Source organism: Coleofasciculus sp. H7-1, assembly GCF_057473865.1.
On record NZ_JBYCCT010000072.1, the window covers coordinates 71087 to 86624 of the forward strand.

12 protein-coding genes and 2 pseudogenes are annotated in these 15538 nt (G+C 47.0%); 6 read left to right on the forward strand and 8 right to left on the reverse strand.

All coding sequences use genetic code 11. The features are described from left to right. Nucleotides 1–61: 61 nt before the first annotated feature. From AC2VDX_RS20530 to AC2VDX_RS20540, 3 genes are all read right to left on the reverse strand, one after another. On the reverse strand, nucleotides 62–544 hold the full coding sequence (locus AC2VDX_RS20530; protein WP_378184454.1) for a type I restriction enzyme HsdR N-terminal domain-containing protein: 483 nt from the start codon (nucleotides 542–544) through the stop codon (nucleotides 62–64). 104 nt (nucleotides 545–648) lie between these two features. Further along, nucleotides 649–1134: a 2-C-methyl-D-erythritol 2,4-cyclodiphosphate synthase gene (gene ispF / locus AC2VDX_RS20535; RefSeq protein ID WP_378184455.1), complete on the reverse strand. Its 486-nt coding sequence runs from the start codon at nucleotides 1132–1134 to the stop codon at nucleotides 649–651. Between the two features lie 52 nt (nucleotides 1135–1186). Then, nucleotides 1187–2464, reverse strand: coding sequence for a DUF1517 domain-containing protein (locus AC2VDX_RS20540; protein WP_378184456.1), 1278 nt, complete (start codon nucleotides 2462–2464; stop codon nucleotides 1187–1189). A 126-nt stretch (nucleotides 2465–2590) separates the two neighbouring features. Here AC2VDX_RS20540 and AC2VDX_RS20545 point away from each other — a divergent pair, with 126 nt between their 5' ends. Then, nucleotides 2591–3769: a tetratricopeptide repeat protein gene (locus AC2VDX_RS20545; RefSeq protein WP_378184457.1), complete on the forward strand. Its 1179-nt coding sequence runs from the start codon at nucleotides 2591–2593 to the stop codon at nucleotides 3767–3769. A gap of 262 nt (nucleotides 3770–4031) precedes the next feature. Here the strand turns inward: AC2VDX_RS20545 and AC2VDX_RS20550 are convergent, their stop codons facing one another. Both AC2VDX_RS20550 and trmD read right to left on the reverse strand, forming a co-directional pair. Further along, the gene (locus AC2VDX_RS20550; protein WP_378184663.1) at nucleotides 4032–4619 is read right to left on the reverse strand and encodes a DUF1517 domain-containing protein; all 588 of its coding nucleotides are present in this window, start codon (nucleotides 4617–4619) and stop codon (nucleotides 4032–4034) included. Nucleotides 4620–4643: 24 nt separating this feature from the next. Continuing rightward, nucleotides 4644–5330: pseudogene (gene trmD, locus AC2VDX_RS20555) on the reverse strand (tRNA (guanosine(37)-N1)-methyltransferase TrmD); the annotation flags it as partial. A 430-nt stretch (nucleotides 5331–5760) separates the two neighbouring features. Here trmD and AC2VDX_RS20560 point away from each other — a divergent pair. Further along, the gene (locus AC2VDX_RS20560; protein WP_378184665.1) at nucleotides 5761–6612 is read left to right on the forward strand and encodes a cyanophycinase; all 852 of its coding nucleotides are present in this window, start codon (nucleotides 5761–5763) and stop codon (nucleotides 6610–6612) included. A 268-nt stretch (nucleotides 6613–6880) separates the two neighbouring features. Further along, complete coding sequence (gene cphA / locus AC2VDX_RS20565) at nucleotides 6881–9580, forward strand: cyanophycin synthetase (protein WP_378184458.1); 2700 nt, start codon at nucleotides 6881–6883, stop codon at nucleotides 9578–9580. A gap of 53 nt (nucleotides 9581–9633) precedes the next feature. Here cphA and tatA read toward each other — a convergent pair whose 3' ends face one another. Together tatA and AC2VDX_RS20575 are read right to left on the reverse strand one after the other, a co-directional pair. Beyond that, nucleotides 9634–9810, reverse strand: a complete 177-nt coding sequence (tatA, locus tag AC2VDX_RS20570) for a twin-arginine translocase TatA/TatE family subunit (protein WP_190412322.1) — start codon at nucleotides 9808–9810, stop codon at nucleotides 9634–9636. Nucleotides 9811–10026: 216 nt separating this feature from the next. Further along, a pseudogene (locus AC2VDX_RS20575) lies at nucleotides 10027–10947 on the reverse strand (serine/threonine protein kinase); the annotation flags it as partial. A gap of 130 nt (nucleotides 10948–11077) precedes the next feature. Here AC2VDX_RS20575 and AC2VDX_RS20580 point away from each other — a divergent pair. The 3 genes from AC2VDX_RS20580 to AC2VDX_RS20590 all read left to right on the forward strand — a co-directional run bounded on the left by AC2VDX_RS20580 (nucleotide 11078) and on the right by AC2VDX_RS20590 (nucleotide 13830). Next, a complete protein-coding gene (locus AC2VDX_RS20580; protein WP_378184459.1) occupies nucleotides 11078–11815 on the forward strand; it encodes a phycocyanobilin:ferredoxin oxidoreductase in 738 nt (245 codons plus the stop codon). Nucleotides 11816–11893: 78 nt separating this feature from the next. After that, the gene (locus AC2VDX_RS20585) at nucleotides 11894–13210 is read left to right on the forward strand and encodes an ABC exporter membrane fusion protein (protein ID WP_378184460.1); all 1317 of its coding nucleotides are present in this window, start codon (nucleotides 11894–11896) and stop codon (nucleotides 13208–13210) included. 119 nt (nucleotides 13211–13329) lie between these two features. After that, on the forward strand, nucleotides 13330–13830 hold the full coding sequence (locus AC2VDX_RS20590; protein WP_378184461.1) for a prepilin-type N-terminal cleavage/methylation domain-containing protein: 501 nt from the start codon (nucleotides 13330–13332) through the stop codon (nucleotides 13828–13830). Nucleotides 13831–13895: 65 nt separating this feature from the next. Here AC2VDX_RS20590 and AC2VDX_RS20595 read toward each other — a convergent pair whose 3' ends face one another. Next, nucleotides 13896–15533 carry a CHAT domain-containing protein gene (locus AC2VDX_RS20595; RefSeq protein WP_378184462.1) on the reverse strand — a complete coding sequence of 546 codons (1638 nt, stop codon included), beginning with the start codon at nucleotides 15531–15533 and terminating at the stop codon, nucleotides 13896–13898. Nucleotides 15534–15538: the final 5 nt, after the last annotated feature.

The window sequence follows — 15538 nt, forward strand, 5'->3', positions numbered from 1 at the left end:
AGTATTAATTAAAACTTATTGAGACTCTAGCCAACCGAGGAAATCTTGTGTGCGGGTTATATCACCAAGAAGCGCCACCTTCAGAGTAAGTATCTCCATCGTCCAGCGCCTGCAACAAACCGATGGCTGCCAATTCTGCTGATGCTGGCGGGGTTTCCGACTTCCAGTTATAAGCTAAGTCGCGCAGCCAAGCTTCAACGAGTGTCTTATGGTATGGCCCAAATATCCGTTTGCTGCTAAATTCGGGGTCGTAATGATTAAGCACCGTAGCAGTCTTAAGTATGCTAACGGGTTCCGATAAATTAACACCATCCCATTGAAAAATCTCAATGTCTTCAAGGTCAGCCAGCATAGCGAAGGGAATTTTCGGGTTCGCAACTTGCAGGTACGACTTGAGTTTCTCGATCGCCCATTGTTTGGTTTGACTATCTTTGAGTTTAGTAGCTTTGACTTCAACTACTAGAACGGTTTGTTCTTCACGGTTGCTGGCGATAATATCAGGATGATCGTTAGCCTGAGTCAGTTCAAATCTTCCAATTTCCATTGCCTTAATTCTCCCAGTGTGTTGAGAGTCTCTACCTTATTCGTCTTCAGTTCATTCCTATCCTAGACATTTTTAATCTTTCGACTCGATAGATTTAAGCCAAGTTAATCAGAAGCTACCAGTAAGGCTACAGCATAAGCTGCGATTCCCTCTTCTCGCCCAACTGAGTCTAACTTTTCATTTGTGGTGGCTTTGATGCCTACTTGGTCGGGTTTTAATTCTAGGACATCGGATAAGCGATCGCGCATCTTCTCAATATGCGGCTTCAGTTTCGGACGTTCCGCCACTACCACCGAGTCAATATTCTCAATTTGCCAACCCCGCTCCCGAATTAGCTGATACACTTGCTTGAGCAGTACCAGACTATCAGCCCCCGCCCACTGGGGATCTGTGGGGGGAAAATAATGACCAATATCCCCTAAACTCAGGGCACCGAGCATCGCATCCATAATCGCGTGAGTCAGCACATCCGCGTCACTGTGCCCCAGCAACCCCAATTCATGCTCAATTTTCACCCCTCCCAGAATTAAAGAGCGTCCGGCAACCAGCCGGTGGATATCGTAGCCATTGCCAATGCGAATTTTAGCCATTACTGTCTGTTTTCAGCTGTCAGCTTTTAGATTATAAAGCTGATAGCTGACGCTATATCTGCACCATATCCGTGTATTCAGTTAATAGCTCATCGTAGGTAAGGCTATCGGTTTGGGCTTGGGGACTCCAGAGCAATTCAAACACCATCAGATAGTCGGGGGAGATGGATGCTACTTTCTCTAAGGCTGACTTCAAAGCTTCAGCGGTGCGAATTTCTTCAAATAAGGGCTTGTCATCTGCTGTTCCGACGAGCAACGTGACCACAATATAAGCTGCTGGGCCATCATCCAAGTCAGGCATCGCGGGTTGTTGCCTTCTAACTCTACCACCCACATTTGTAAGGGTTTCCGCACTAAATTTGCTGCGTTCTTGTATAGAAACTTGGTTGAAAATTGCCTCGGCGGCCTCTCGACTTTTAACCGTCTGCGAACTTGCTAAAACATGAGTCCAATTTTCGGGCGATCGCAATAGCGCCAAGGCTGATTCTTGTAGCAGCTGCATCAACCCCTCTGAAGCGTCGGTATCGATATTCAGGCTCAGTTCCGTCAGTTGAGATTGAATGCTTCGAGCTTCAGCCAGCAATGCCACCTGTATCTTGCTGACAGTAACCGTATCATTCTCTAACTCTTGAGCTGCACTACCACCCTTCTTCTTCAAAAAGATGAAATAAGCCCAAAGCCCAATACTACCAACTGCCAACAACATCAATAAGAAAAGCCAAGGAAAGTCACTCGATGAGTTAGTAGCGTTGGAAGAATAGCCAGAATTGGTTGGTACTTGAGCAGGAACAGAATTTGCAGTTCCCGGTACAGTTTGAGGGTACGTTGATTGATTCGCCGGAACGTTGTTGGGATAATAATTCGGCGGAACGTTGTTGGGATAGGTATAGACGGGCGGTGCAACCGGAACCGGCACGATGACAGTGCTTCCCGGTTGTCTATAGTAAGGTTGATTCCAAGACGAGTTCGGGCGCGTTGGTTGAGTTCTCACTTGAGTTCTCACTGAGGACGGCGGGGGAGTGGTTCTTTGAAAAGAGCCGCCGCCTGCTCGTCCACCTGTATTGCCCCGACTGGACTGCGACGGTGTAGAGTCTCTGGGAGAGGAGCTACTACCGCTACTGGAGCGGCTGGGGCTGGAACTAGAACGCGACGGTGAAGAGCGAAAAGATCCGCCACCACTCCGTCCGCCACTACTTCTAGCGTGGGCTTCATTGCCAATCTTCAGCCCGGTTTCTCGATCGCCGATGGGCAGATGAATATTTACACTGTTGACTACGGTGAAACTCAGGACTGTAGCCCAAAGCAACTGAAGTTTTACGTTTCGTAGCATTTTCGCAGTTCCATTCTTCTCCTCCACGCTAGCTTTTACTCGTTGCTATTGTCGAGGTAAGAAGGTTGAAGCGGGAAGGTTGAAGTCAACGTGCGAATATCTTTACATTAATTCATCTTGAAAATAATGATGCTTTCAAAATTCAAGCAACCGCGAAAAATTCTTATTGTCTCTATTCTTGGTTTGGGTCTAGCTGTAGGAGCTTACCATGCCTGGTTTTTTTTCGGAGACTACCAGACCTTGTGGCAGGTGCAAGCAGATAAAAAAAAGATTGTTGCCTATCGCCAAAAGACTCAAGCGATACCTACCGATCCTCAAGCCTTTCTCAACCTTGGCAATGCCTACATGACGTTCTGGGAAAGTTTAGGTAAAGGGATTCGGAGCGCTAACAAGTTACAACAACAATCCCTAGCATGGGAGTGGCTATTATCCAAACCAGAGGTTTTAAACCAAGCTGTATTAGCTTATAACAAAGCTCTGCAACTTGACCCAAAGTTGGTCGATGCCCACTTTGGTCTGTGTTCTGCGTTAGTGGAACAAGGAGAAAGTGCAAAAGCGATCGCGCCTTGTCGCAAAGCAGCTAAACAGCAACCCACAAAAGCTAAAATTCATCTATGGTTGGGGCTTGCCTTAACTTACGAGCGGCAATGGGACGAAGCCGAGGCAAGTTTTCGCAAAACTCTGGAGCTAGAACCGAAGAATGACGATGCATACTACCACTTAGGTAACGTCTTGCTGGTAAAAGAAAAAACAAATGAGGCAGTAGCAGCTTATCGTCAATCGATTGAGTTAGACCCAAATGCCAACCTGACGTACCTGCGCTTAGGGGATGCTTTTACTATACAAAAGAAACCAGAGGAAGCCATTGCTGCCTACCAAAAGTCAATTCAGGTTGTACCTAATTACCATCCGCCTTACGAAGGGCTGGGGTGGATACTAGCTGAACAAAACCGATTGGATGAGGCGATCGCGGCTTACCGCAAAGCGATTGAACTATATCCTTTCTATACGAATGCTTATCAAGAGTTGGGACAGGTTCTGGTTAAACAAAACAAATTAGATGAGGCAGTTGCTATCTACCGCAAAGGGATTGAACTGAAACCTAAAGATAAAGATAAAGATGGCGACATCTATTACTTTTTGGGGACAGCCTTGATGAAGCAGAAAAAATTACCACAGGCGATCGCAGCTTTTAAGCAATCCCTCAAACTTAATCCCGATAATGCAGATGCCCGCCAGAGTCTGAAACAGGCAGAAACATCCAGCAAGTTTCAGCTCAATAAACAGAAACGTAGTAGACAGTAAATATTGTGTTGTTAGTCGCGGGTTTCTAGTTTAGAGTCTGCGCTAGCGGTTTTAGCGAGTGGAAAAAGATTGCACAACACTCTGGATATCATTGCTTAGCCCACTAATCGTCAAGAATAGGCGATCGCCATTGAGAACAAATTGATAGATGTGGCTTTCACGCAGGGTAGGAGTGCGTCAAAGCAGCTGTCCGCTTGTGGCATCAAGTACGCTTTTTGGATTTATCCCTCAGTCTGTGAGCAATCAGTTGCATAACTTGATATTAAGCGATCGCTATCATGTCACGGTACTCACTCAAAAGTTCCTCTTGAGTGAGCGCATCGGTTTCTGTTTGTGGACTCCAGAGTAGTTCAAACACCATTAGATAGTCGAGGCTGATTGCTGTAACTTTCTCGCTTGCTTGCTTGACAGCTTGTGCAGAAGTGAGGTTTTCAAATAACGGCTGGTCATCAGCAGTACCGATGAGCAATGTTACTACGATATATGCTGGTAGTTCTTCATCTAGATCGAGTTCGACTTGTTGCTGGGTAATTTTGCCATCTACGTTAGAGAGGGTTTCAGCCGTAAATTTGCTGCGTTCTTGTAACGAAAGTTTGTTGAAAACTGTTTCCGCTTCTTCCCGACTGGAAACTGTTTCTGAACTTCCCAAGATATGAGTCCAGCATTCGGAATTTTCTAGCAGTGCTTGCACAGATGCTTGTAGTAGCTGCATCAACCCTTCCTGGGTTTGGGTATTAGCCGTGAGACTTAATTGAGACAATTTTGATTGAATCGCACCAGCTTGGGCTGTTAGAGCTATCTGTAGTTGGCTAATGGTGACGATATCATTTTCCAGCTCATTTTGATTCATGGTTTTGAGTTTTGGGTTGGAACTAGAATCTTTCAACCAAGCAGCAAATAAATCGGGACGGCGATCGCGCGTTCTCTCAATTTGTCTATCTCGTCGCCAGCGTTCAATCTCCGCATGATTTCCCGATAGCAAAACATCCGGCACCTTCCACCCGCGAAAGTCAGCGGGACGGGTATATTGAGGATAATCTAATAATCCCGCCTCGAAACTTTCTGCTTTCAAAGACTCTTCCTTCCCCACCGTTCCCGGTAATAGGCGGATGGTACCGTTGAGCAGTGCCAGCGCCGGAATTTCTCCGCAAGTTAAGACAAAATCCCCTAAAGATACCTCCCGTGTCACCAAATTCAGCACCCGCTCATCGACACCTTCATAATGACCGCAAATAATTACCAATTGGTCATAATTGGTTGCCAATTCTCGCAACAGCGGTTGCTTCATCGGTTCACCCTGCGGCGTCATCAGGATCGTCTCGCGTCTGGGTAGAACTGGCAGCGACTCCACAGCACCAAATATCGGCTCTGGCTTCATCAACATCCCCACTCCGCCGCCGTAAGGCTCATCATCCACGCGGCGGTGTTTATCGGTAGCAAAGTTGCGGGGATCGATCAGATGCACGGAAGCAATCTGTTTGGCTAAAGCTTTCCCCAACAGTCCCGAACTCAGGGGAGAGGAGAAAAAATCTGGAAAAAGGGTGACAATATCAAATCGCACAGCAGAAGTCGGTGATAGTGAGTAGATAGGTTGATTTTACCCATTACCTACGACTCCCTACCCATTACCGACTACCCGGTATCCCCAATCTGAAGCTAATGTTAAATATTTTATAAAAAAGGTTGACTCGATCTGGCATTATGCATATAGGATTAAGCCGACAAGCGACAAGCTGTGGCGATCTGTAACGTTTGTTACTCAACAACCTAGAAAAACAATTAAATTGTTTGGTGATGTTGATGGAAAATCGCCTGCCAGAAAGATTGAGTGGGAAATTGAGACGATTGACAAGCGTGAAAATAGGGATTGTCCTGGTGTTCGAGGGGGCTAGACAGAGTTGAGCGAGAACCATGCATCAGGATAAATTAGCATTCCTATCAACTGGCAGAAAGATCCTATTCGATATCACCCTATGCTCAAGAGCAACATGATGCTGCAGTTAGAACCTCAATCCTTAGTACAGAGGATGCCCCAATCAACGAAAACCGCCATCATGGTGATAGGCGGTGCGGAAGACAAAGTTCACGGACGCGAGATCCTACAAACTTTTTTGAATCGTGCTGGCTCGACTGATGCCTGCATTGCGATTATTCCGTCAGCATCCAGAGAGCCTGCGGTGATTGGCGATCGCTACCTCAGCATCTTTCAAGAGATGGGTGCCAAAGTGATGAAAGTGTTAGATATCCGCGAACGGGAACAGAGTTACGATCCCTTGATGCAGGAGTACATTGAAGAGTGTACAGGGGTTTTCATGACGGGAGGCGATCAACTGCGACTTTGTGGACTGCTTGGCGAGACGCCATTTATGGAAAGAATCCGATACCGAGCGCAACTGGGAGAGATTACGCTGGCAGGCACCAGTGCAGGAGCGGCGGTGATGGGTCATCATATGATTGCGGGAGGCGGTAGCGGCGAGTCTCCTAATCGTTCCCTGGTCGATATGGCGCTAGGATTAGGTATTCTCCCGGATGTAATTGTGGATCAACACTTTCACAATCGTAATCGCATGGCGCGTCTAATTAGTGCGATTTCGGCTCATCCAGACAAATTAGGAATTGGGATTGACGAAGATACCTGCGCCTTAGTGGAGGCAGATGGTCTTTTGCAGGTAGTAGGCAAAGGCACGGTGTCTATCATCGATCCTGGGGAGATATCTCACACCAATCAATCCTTAGTGGGAGCAACCGATCCGATTAGTATTTTCAATCTACGATTGCACATTCTCAGTTATGGCGATCGCTACCATTTACACCAGCGAGTCATCCTGCCACCCGATGGCTGATGAGTGAATATTACCAGCGGTACTTCAATTCCAAATTTTAAATTTGTCACGATTGCCCTTTTGGCAAAAAACTGTTCGTGGAGAACAGTGCAGTGACTTTTTAAAGCTGGAAACTAGGGAATTGCTTAAAGTAGCAGCGGATTCAGTAAGGGCGAAGCCTTTCTGGCAAAGTTTTCTCTTAAAAGCAGCAGATGTTAAATCGCTTGCATCTTCGTCCCTACCCGCCATTCGACAGCCCACATCCTCTGAATCACCCGCAAAAATAGCCATGAGAATTTTAAAAATCCAGACATTACGGGGTCCCAACTACTGGAGTATTCGACGCCAAAAATTGGTCGTCATGCGCCTAGATTTAGAAGAACTCGCAGAAAAGCCATCCAACGAGATTCCTGGCTTCTACAAGGGATTAATCCAGGTGCTGCCAAGTCTGGAAGAACACTTCTGTTCCCCTGGTTGTCGAGGTGGTTTCTTGAGCCGAGTCAAAGAAGGCACCATGATGGGACACATCATCGAACACATTGCCTTAGAACTTCAGGAACTTGCCGGGATGCCAGCTGGCTTTGGTCGCACCCGCGAAACAGCCACCCCAGGCATTTACCAGGTGGTCATTGAGTACCACGATGAACAAGCCGGTCGCTATGCCGTCAGAGCAGCCGTGCACCTCTGTCAGAGCATTGTAGACACCAGCACCTACTCCGCCCAGGAGTTAGCACAGGATCTCAAAGACCTGAGAGATTTCGCGCAGGATGCCGCCCTCGGTCCCAGCACCGAAACCATTGTCAAAGAAGCAGAAGCGCGAGGAATTCCCTGGATGCCTTTAAGCGTTCGCGCCATGATTCAGATAGGCTATGGCGTCTACCAGAAGCGGATGCAGGCGACTTTGAGCAACCACTCCAGCATTTTGGGCGTCGAGCTTGCCTCCGACAAAGAAGGCACCAAAAAAATGTTGCGCGAAGCCGGGGTGCCGGTTCCTCGCGGCACGGTGATTCACTACCTGGACGAACTCGAAGACTCCATTCAAGAGGTGGGTGGCTACCCAATCGTACTCAAGCCCCTCGACGGCAACCACGGACGGGGCATTACTATCGACATCACCGACTTAAAACAAGCAGAAGAAGCCTATGATGCTGCCAGTACTGCTTCTAAAACTCGCTCGGTGATTATTGAACGCTACTATACCGGACGCGACCACCGAGTGTTGGTGGTCAACGGCAAATTGGTGGCAGTTGCGGAACGAGTCCCCGCCCATGTGGTGGGAGATGGCACATCCCGCATTGAGCAATTGATTGAGCTAACCAATAGCGATCCTCATCGGGGTGAAGGGCACGATAACATCCTCACCAAAATTGAAGTAGACCGCACCACCTTCACGCTGTTGCAACGGCAGGGATATACCCTGGAAACAGTGCTACCCGCCGGAGAGATTTGTTACCTGCGGGCAACAGCCAACCTCAGCACTGGCGGGATTGCGGTTGACCGGACTGACGAAATCCATCCAGAAAATATCTGGCTTTGCGAACGAGTCGCCAAGATTATCGGGTTGGATATTGCTGGAATTGATGTGGTGACATCCGATATCAGCAAACCCTTGCGAGAAGTGGATGGGGTGATTGTTGAGGTTAACGCCGCCCCCGGATTCCGGATGCACGTTTGTCCCAGCCAGGGTTTGCCGCGAAATGTGGCTTCCCCAGTGCTAGATATGCTCTTTCCGCCGGGAGCGCCTACCCGCGTTCCCATCGTTTCCATCACTGGCACCAACGGCAAAACGACAACGACTCGTCTGATTGCCCACATCTTCAAGCAGACGGGGAAAACGATTGGCTACACCACCACCGATGGCACCTACATTGGGGATTATATGGTGGAACCGGGAGACAACACCGGCCCTCAAAGTGCCCAGTTGATTCTTTCAGATCCCACAGTAGAAGTGGCGGTGCTAGAAACGGCGCGTGGGGGGATTCTCCGCTCTGGCTTAGCCTTCAGTGCCTGTGATGTGGGCGTCGTCTTAAACGTGGCTGCTGACCACCTGGGAATTGGCGATATTGAAACGATTGAAGATATGGCTCATCTCAAGAGCGTAGTGGTGGAATCGGTGATGCCAGAAGGCTATGCTGTCCTCAACGCCGACGATCCCCTGGTGGCAGCGATGGGGCGGCGGGTGAAAGGACAAGTGGCTTATTTCACTATGAATCCGGAGGAAAATGAGCTGGTGCGAGAACATACCAGCCGGGGCGGTTTGGCAGCGGCTTATGAAAATGGTTATCTGTCGATTTTGAAGGGAGATTGGGTATTACGGATTGAACAAGCGGTGAATGTGCCGCTGACGATGGAGGGACGGGCACCTTTTCAGATTGCCAATGCGCTGGCAGCAAGTTTGGCGGCTTTTGCGGAAGGTGTGAAGATTGAGGAAATTCGTCAGGGCTTAAATACGTTCCGCGCTTCGGCTTCTCAGACCCCAGGGCGGATGAATATGTTCGATATGGGCAAATTTAATGCGTTGATCGATTATGCTCACAATGCAGCCAGCTATGAGGCGTTGGGTGGTTTTGTCCGCAACTGGCCTGGTGAGAGAATTGGTGTGGTAGGTGGCCCTGGCGATCGCCGCGATGAAGATTTCATCACGCTGGGCACACTCTCGGCAAATATGTTTGACCGCATCGTTATCAAGGAAGATGATGATACGCGGGGGCGTCCTCGCGGTGAGGCAGCAGCGTTAATCTCTCACGGCATTCAGCAAGAAAAGCCAGATTCCCGCTATGAAACCATTCTGGAGGAGACGACCGCCATAAATACGGCGCTGGATCAAGCACCAGAAGGCAGTTTGGTGGTCATTTTGCCAGAAAGCGTCACCCGTGCGATTAGCATAATTGAGGCTCGTCGCCCTCAAATGGAGAACGAGCATCAGCCAGTTGCGCCGTCGGTGGAAAATCAAAATAGCTTGAAGGCGTCTGTAGCACAGACCCTTTAAACGCTCATCGGTTATATATTTGTAGGGACACGGCAATGCCGTGTCCCTATACGTTATTTGAGGTCTTGATTTTCATCTGATGGTTCCTCGTCCACGCCCCTTACTCCGTCCTTAAAGCCGCGTAAAGTCTTACCCAGCGAGCTTCCCAGTTCGGGGATCTTCTTGGGACCGAAAATTAAAATCGCCGCGATCGCTATCACGCCCACTTCCGGCCATCCTAAACCAAACATACCGAGTCTCCTGCAAACTATCCACGATCAACTATAAGAGACTATCGATCGGCTGGAGGAAGATAATCTCTGGTAATTGGTATTTCCAACCATTCGCTGAGTTCATGCGCTAACCATTCGAGTTCCGGTTGAGTGAGGGAAGCGTAATACTTGCTTATGAAATTTATACCGCCAAGCTCATATTTTTGAACACCCGCCCAAACAATCAGCCAAACTAAATCCTACGCTTTGGAGTTTTATTTCAATAAAAGCTACATTTTTTGTGAGTTTAATTTTACTATCAAGGGGTTTCTTAATAATTAAAGGAGCGCTATTATCTATTGTAAGCTGTTCTTGTTTTAGTGCTTGCAGTGCTTCACTAGCAGAATTCAAGCGTCGATTTAGACTGGGATGTGTCATCCTCTTTAACCAATTGATAAAAGCAGGACTGAGATTGGCAGCTTTTTAAAATTCAATTTGCAAGTTATCTGTTTGGGGTAAATCGGCAGGATGTTGACCTGTTACCAGATAAATTAAAGTTGCACCTAAACTGTAAATATCAGAGGCGGGAACAGCACGTCCGCCAAATTGTTCGGGTGGCATATAGCCATAAGTTCCCACTACAGTAATCGTCCCACCTTCCTTTGCAGCAAGCGTTTGCACCGAACCGAAATCTACTAGATAAACCTCTCCGATACTATTACCAGAACGATTGGTTAATAAAATATTGCTCGGTTTGATATCGCGGTGGATGACAGCAGGTTGACGCCCATGTAGGTAAATTAGAATTTCTAAAATTGATGTTGCCAGTTGTTTGATTTCGGCTTCGCTGAAACTACGTCCACCTTTAAGATGTTCTTCTAGAGATTTTGCTTCTATATAAGTTTGTACTAAAGCAAATCCCTTACTGTTAGGTGAATTAACTTCAAAAAAGTCAAGGTAGCGCGGAATAGCAGGATGTGTTAATGATTTTAGAGTTTCCGCTTCCCGTTCAAATAATTTAAGGTCGTCCCACACAAAGTCATTGCCAAAAGTCAATATCTTGACGACGACTAATTGTTGCGTTTTTTGGTCATGTACTAGGAGTGTGCGTCTTCCAGCGCGTTTCCCAAGCTGCTGTTCGATTTGGTAGCGATCGCCTAAGACTTCACCCTTCATACTTGTCGCCTGTCCCTAGCTATTAGCTGTTTTATAACTTTGACTCATTGCCTATGGCAAGCTGATATCCTTAACCTACCTGCCTTTATTGCTGGATTCCTGTAAGCCAAAGAAAACAAATTTAAAAAAAATGCTCGAAACTTCCAAGCCATCCTTACGCGAACAACAACACCCTCTGATTCGCAATTTAGCGGACACCATCGAGGCAGTTTGGCACCGCCATCTCGACCTTTCACCCTACCACCTGCCAGATGAGTTGGGGTATGTAGAAGGACGATTAGAGGGCGAAAAGCTGACGATTGAAAATCGCTGCTACCAGTCGCCGCAGTTCCGCAAAATGCACCTGGAATTGGCAAAAGTCGGCACGATGCTGGATATTTTGCACTGCGTGATGTTTCCGCGTTCAGAATACGCGCTGCCAATGTTTGGCTGCGATTTAGTCGGGGGACGGGGACAAATTAGTGCAGCGATCGCCGATCTTTCTCCTACTAGCAACCTCACCTTACCGGCAAACTATACCGCTGAACTTCAGGCGCTACCAGCCCTCGACTTCTCGCAACCGCGCGAACTACCCGCTTGGGGCGAAATCTTTTCGGAATTCTGCATCTTTATTCGACCAAGTAACCCAGAGGAAGAAACCCAATTTCTCTCCCGCGTCGAGGGGTTTTTAGAAATTCATTGTGTCAGCGCCAAAGCCGCCAAACCCGTTTCTAGCGAACAGCAAGCTGAAATTTTACAGGGTCAACACAACTACTGCACCAAACAGCAGCAGAACGACAAAACCCGTCGGGTGCTAGAAAAAGCTTTTGGTACGGAGTGGGCAGAACATTACATGACGACAGTTCTGTTTGACTTGCCGAGTGCTTAATCTGCTAGTAAAGATTCATTCGCCAGATTGAGGCGTTCCTCTTAAGATTAATTAATAAAAATAATTTCCTTAGAGGTTATGGCGCAGGAATCAGGCTCCAAGAATCAACCATTCGTAAAACCTATAGGGCGGTGGGCGATCGCGGTTGTCGTGGCTGGTGCTTTAGCGACCAGTGGCGTTGCCGTTTACAACCTCTATGCCTTGCGAGAGGCTGCTCAGCAGCCGGTGCCGACAGCGGAGCCTACTACGCCTCCCAACGTTGCTGTGACTGCCTTGGGGCGTCTGGAACCGCAAGGGGAAGTGATCAAACTTTCTGCTCCCATGTCGGTTCAGGGCGCGGCTCGCGTGGATCAACTTTTGGTCAGAGAGGGAGATAAGGTCACAAAAGGTCAAGTGGTGGCAATTCTCGACAATCGCGATCGCTTACAAGCAGCTTTGAACAAGGCAAAACAACAAGTCAAAGTCGCCCAAGCCGATCTCAATAAAGTGAAAGCTGGGGCGCAAGCGGGGGAAATTACTGCTCAGAAGGCAGCGATCGCTCGCACCCAAGAGGAGTTACGCGGGAGAATTGCCACTCAACAGGCGACTGTAGCCCGCTTAGAAGCCGAACTGCAAGGAGAAAAAAATGCGTCTGTTGCCAAGATTGCCCGTCTGACAGCCCAGATGGATAATGCGAAAACGGAGTTCGATCGCTATGAGCAGCTGTATCAGCAAGGTGCAGTTGGAGCCTCTCTCTTTGACACCAAACGCTTAGAAGTAGAAACCGCACTTCGGCAACTCAACGAAACTCAAGCCACTGCTAACCAGAAAGTAGCCACCCTGGAACAGCAAATTAACGAAGCGAAAGCCACGGCGAAGGAGACAATCGCCACTCTGCAACAGCAAATCAACGAAGCGAAAGCTACCTTGGAAAAAATTGCGGAAATTCGTCCCGTTGATATCGAAGCAGCGCAAGCCGAAATTGAGAACGCGATCGCATCTGTCAAACAAGCGCAAGCAGACTTGGAATCAGCCTATGTACGAGTACCCGTTCCCGGTCAAGTTTTGAAAGTTCACACCCATCCTGGAGAAACCATTAGCAATAATGGAATTGTCGAAATTGGGCAAACCGAGTCGATGGTTGCTGTCGCAGAAATCTATGAAAGTGATATCGGAAAAGTGCGACTGGGGCAGCAAGCTACGATTAATAGCGAGGGCAATGCTTTTGCCGATGAACTCAAAGGAACTGTCAATCAAATTGGCTTGCAGATCGGTAAAAAAGATATTTTAAATACCGATCCAGCCGCTGATGTAGATGCCAGAGTAGTGGAAGTAAAAATCCGCCTGGATGCAGACTCCAGCCGCCGCGTTGCCGGTTTAACTAACTCCAAAGTCACCGTCAAAATTCATATTTAGCCATCCGTTTTCAGTTAAAGGAGTGTTTAATGCCACAGCTTAAGTGCTGAGCTATTAAGTAAACAGAACACTCCTAGTTTCTATTACTTCCCTTACGCTACGCGGTTATTTTTCTAGCCATGCTGCCAACAGTACGTAAGATAAAAAAAAGCGATCGCGCACACGATTTTCCTAGGATAAATACCGAGCAAGGTTTTACCTTGGTTGAGATATTAATTGCCCTTTTTATTGTTGGAATACTTTCTGCTATTGCTCTAACTTCTTACCTCAGTATCGTACAGAGAGCAAAATCATGTCGTAATTACTTATGTATTGGACTTGATCCTATACAAAAAGGATGCGCTACTGAGATAAAAACAATAGCATCGACTGTATTCCAGGGGACTACCATTGAAGTGAGATACTCAGCCAAATGTGATGCTAGTTGGGCTAGAAAAACAGGACCGTTTATTTCCGGTTCAAGTGATTACGTTGAAAATCGTGAAGGACAAAGATATGGTCAGGCTCTAGTTCGAGATGGATATATACAGCACTATAGCGATATGGGTCCTGGCAAAGAACTCAGAGCTTGTATTGAGCTACCAAGTGGCGAAACTGGATGTACAGACTTCCCTAATTAACTAACGGTACTATGCACTAAAAGTATTGCAAAACTTAATTATATGAATGATATAATTACCCTACTTTACGGCTTTACGAAATTTGTACATTTTAATTCATTTTGCGGGGTTTGAACACAAGCCCTGATTTCACTTGTAAACAAATTAAAAAAGATTCCACTTTTTCCTGCTCCCATATCGTTATAATATTCTCGATATGGATGTACCTTGGGAACTGAACTTTTACCATATTTTATACCTTGATTATCCTCAATGTAAACAATTGAACCAGGGATATTAGCAATATACTTTTCTCCCGCTATTTCAACCCAAGTAGAATTGCATCGCTCTGAATATTTTAATTGAATCTTAAAATTTTCGATGCTGCCTTTTGAAGTCAGAAAATCTGCTGGTGTAGATGTTATTGTCTGATAGTTTTTAGGCTCATCCCTAATCCTGCATTTATTGTCTGCTGGATCGCGGTTAATACAGGAACGACCGTAGCATAGTGTTGTAGTGGAAGAGTTGTCTAGCACAGTTGTTCTCAATGTATTGATTGTCCAAGCCCATATTAACGATGTAAGCACTAGAAGAAGCGGCTTATATAACCATTGAATAATACGGTTGCGATCGCTAACAGTTCCATGCCGCAAAGAGTGCCAAGTTAGAGGTAATTCTGCCGGATTTTGACAAATTATAGGTAACCAAGACGCAAAGGAAAATAGATTTTCTCGACCTTGTAATCTTTCCCGTGCTTCCCTTACTGCTAAATATAAAGACTTGCCTTTGGCAAAGCTTGTCAGAAAATGCTTCAAAAATTCCTGCGCTACCACATCTGGCACAGGTTCGCGCATCACAATGATTTGTGGAATGTGCAAATCAGCTAGTTCTCGCGCTAAACCCAAGCCATCGCAAGAGTTGAAAATTGCTAGCTGCAAACCATGTGAGATCGCTCTTCTCAGGGCATTCTTTAAATCGGCAATTGATAAACTATCAGTTGAATTGATATAAATTTTACCTGTATTTCCGTCCATTTCGCTAGAACTATGTCCAGCAAAAAAGAGAATTTGCCATTGTTTATCCCAAAGCTGATCGTTTAACTCTTGACATTGAGGTTCTACAAGGAAGGTTGGCGGTTCTGCATTCGGTAATTGCTCAAGTATTGCTCGATCTTTCTGCACATCAATGTCCGTACTATCGCCTAAAATGGCTAAAATTCTAACTTTATTGTTACGGGATGCGGTGCTGCCTTGCGGTTTATACTCTGGCGCACTCAAGGCAATTTCCGCCTTCGTGTAGTGGTTAGAAAATAAATCCCACGAGTGCCAAGGCAATCGCCGCAGTCGAATGTCCTCAGTTTGGATAATGACCCGAATCTCCTCAGTTTCAACCAAGTTCCGCTGCAATCCATCCCGAATTTTTTGCCAGTCTCTAATTCCCGAATTGAGCCAGTTATTGAGGCGCTTTTCCAGCTCCAAGCCAAGCTGAGGGCAGGAAAAGTTGGTTACTTGGGCTAGCTTGGGTTTGATGCGAGAATTCGGCATCACCAACTGGCGATATACTAACTGCCACTTGTTGAATGCTTCCAGAACATCAGGCCCAGGAGGCAGCTTACCTTGGATTTCAGTTTCAGCAGGAGCGCTATCCTCCTTAATCCGCAGTATGACTGGAAACCCCTGCTCAAAGCTCCCCTCCATCAGCGTGAGGATAACTCGCTTTGCCATTACTG

Excerpts from the sequence above, each read along its gene's own strand:
- AC2VDX_RS20590 (WP_378184461.1), top strand. The coding sequence starts at position 13,330 with ATGCTGCCAACAGTACGTAAGATAAAAAAAAGCGATCGCGCACACGAT.
- ispF (WP_378184455.1), bottom strand. The coding sequence starts at position 1,134 with ATGGCTAAAATTCGCATTGGCAATGGCTACGATATCCACCGGCTGGTT.
- AC2VDX_RS20550 (WP_378184663.1), bottom strand. The coding sequence starts at position 4,619 with ATGAATCAAAATGAGCTGGAAAATGATATCGTCACCATTAGCCAACTA.
- AC2VDX_RS20560 (WP_378184665.1), top strand. The coding sequence starts at position 5,761 with ATGCTGCAGTTAGAACCTCAATCCTTAGTACAGAGGATGCCCCAATCA.
- AC2VDX_RS20580 (WP_378184459.1), top strand. The coding sequence starts at position 11,078 with ATGCTCGAAACTTCCAAGCCATCCTTACGCGAACAACAACACCCTCTG.
- AC2VDX_RS20540 (WP_378184456.1), bottom strand. The coding sequence starts at position 2,464 with ATGCTACGAAACGTAAAACTTCAGTTGCTTTGGGCTACAGTCCTGAGT.
- AC2VDX_RS20530 (WP_378184454.1), bottom strand. The coding sequence starts at position 544 with ATGGAAATTGGAAGATTTGAACTGACTCAGGCTAACGATCATCCTGAT.
- cphA (WP_378184458.1), top strand. The coding sequence starts at position 6,881 with ATGAGAATTTTAAAAATCCAGACATTACGGGGTCCCAACTACTGGAGT.
- AC2VDX_RS20595 (WP_378184462.1), bottom strand. The coding sequence starts at position 15,533 with ATGGCAAAGCGAGTTATCCTCACGCTGATGGAGGGGAGCTTTGAGCAG.
- tatA (WP_190412322.1), bottom strand. The coding sequence starts at position 9,810 with ATGTTTGGTTTAGGATGGCCGGAAGTGGGCGTGATAGCGATCGCGGCG.
- AC2VDX_RS20585 (WP_378184460.1), top strand. The coding sequence starts at position 11,894 with ATGGCGCAGGAATCAGGCTCCAAGAATCAACCATTCGTAAAACCTATA.
- AC2VDX_RS20545 (WP_378184457.1), top strand. The coding sequence starts at position 2,591 with ATGATGCTTTCAAAATTCAAGCAACCGCGAAAAATTCTTATTGTCTCT.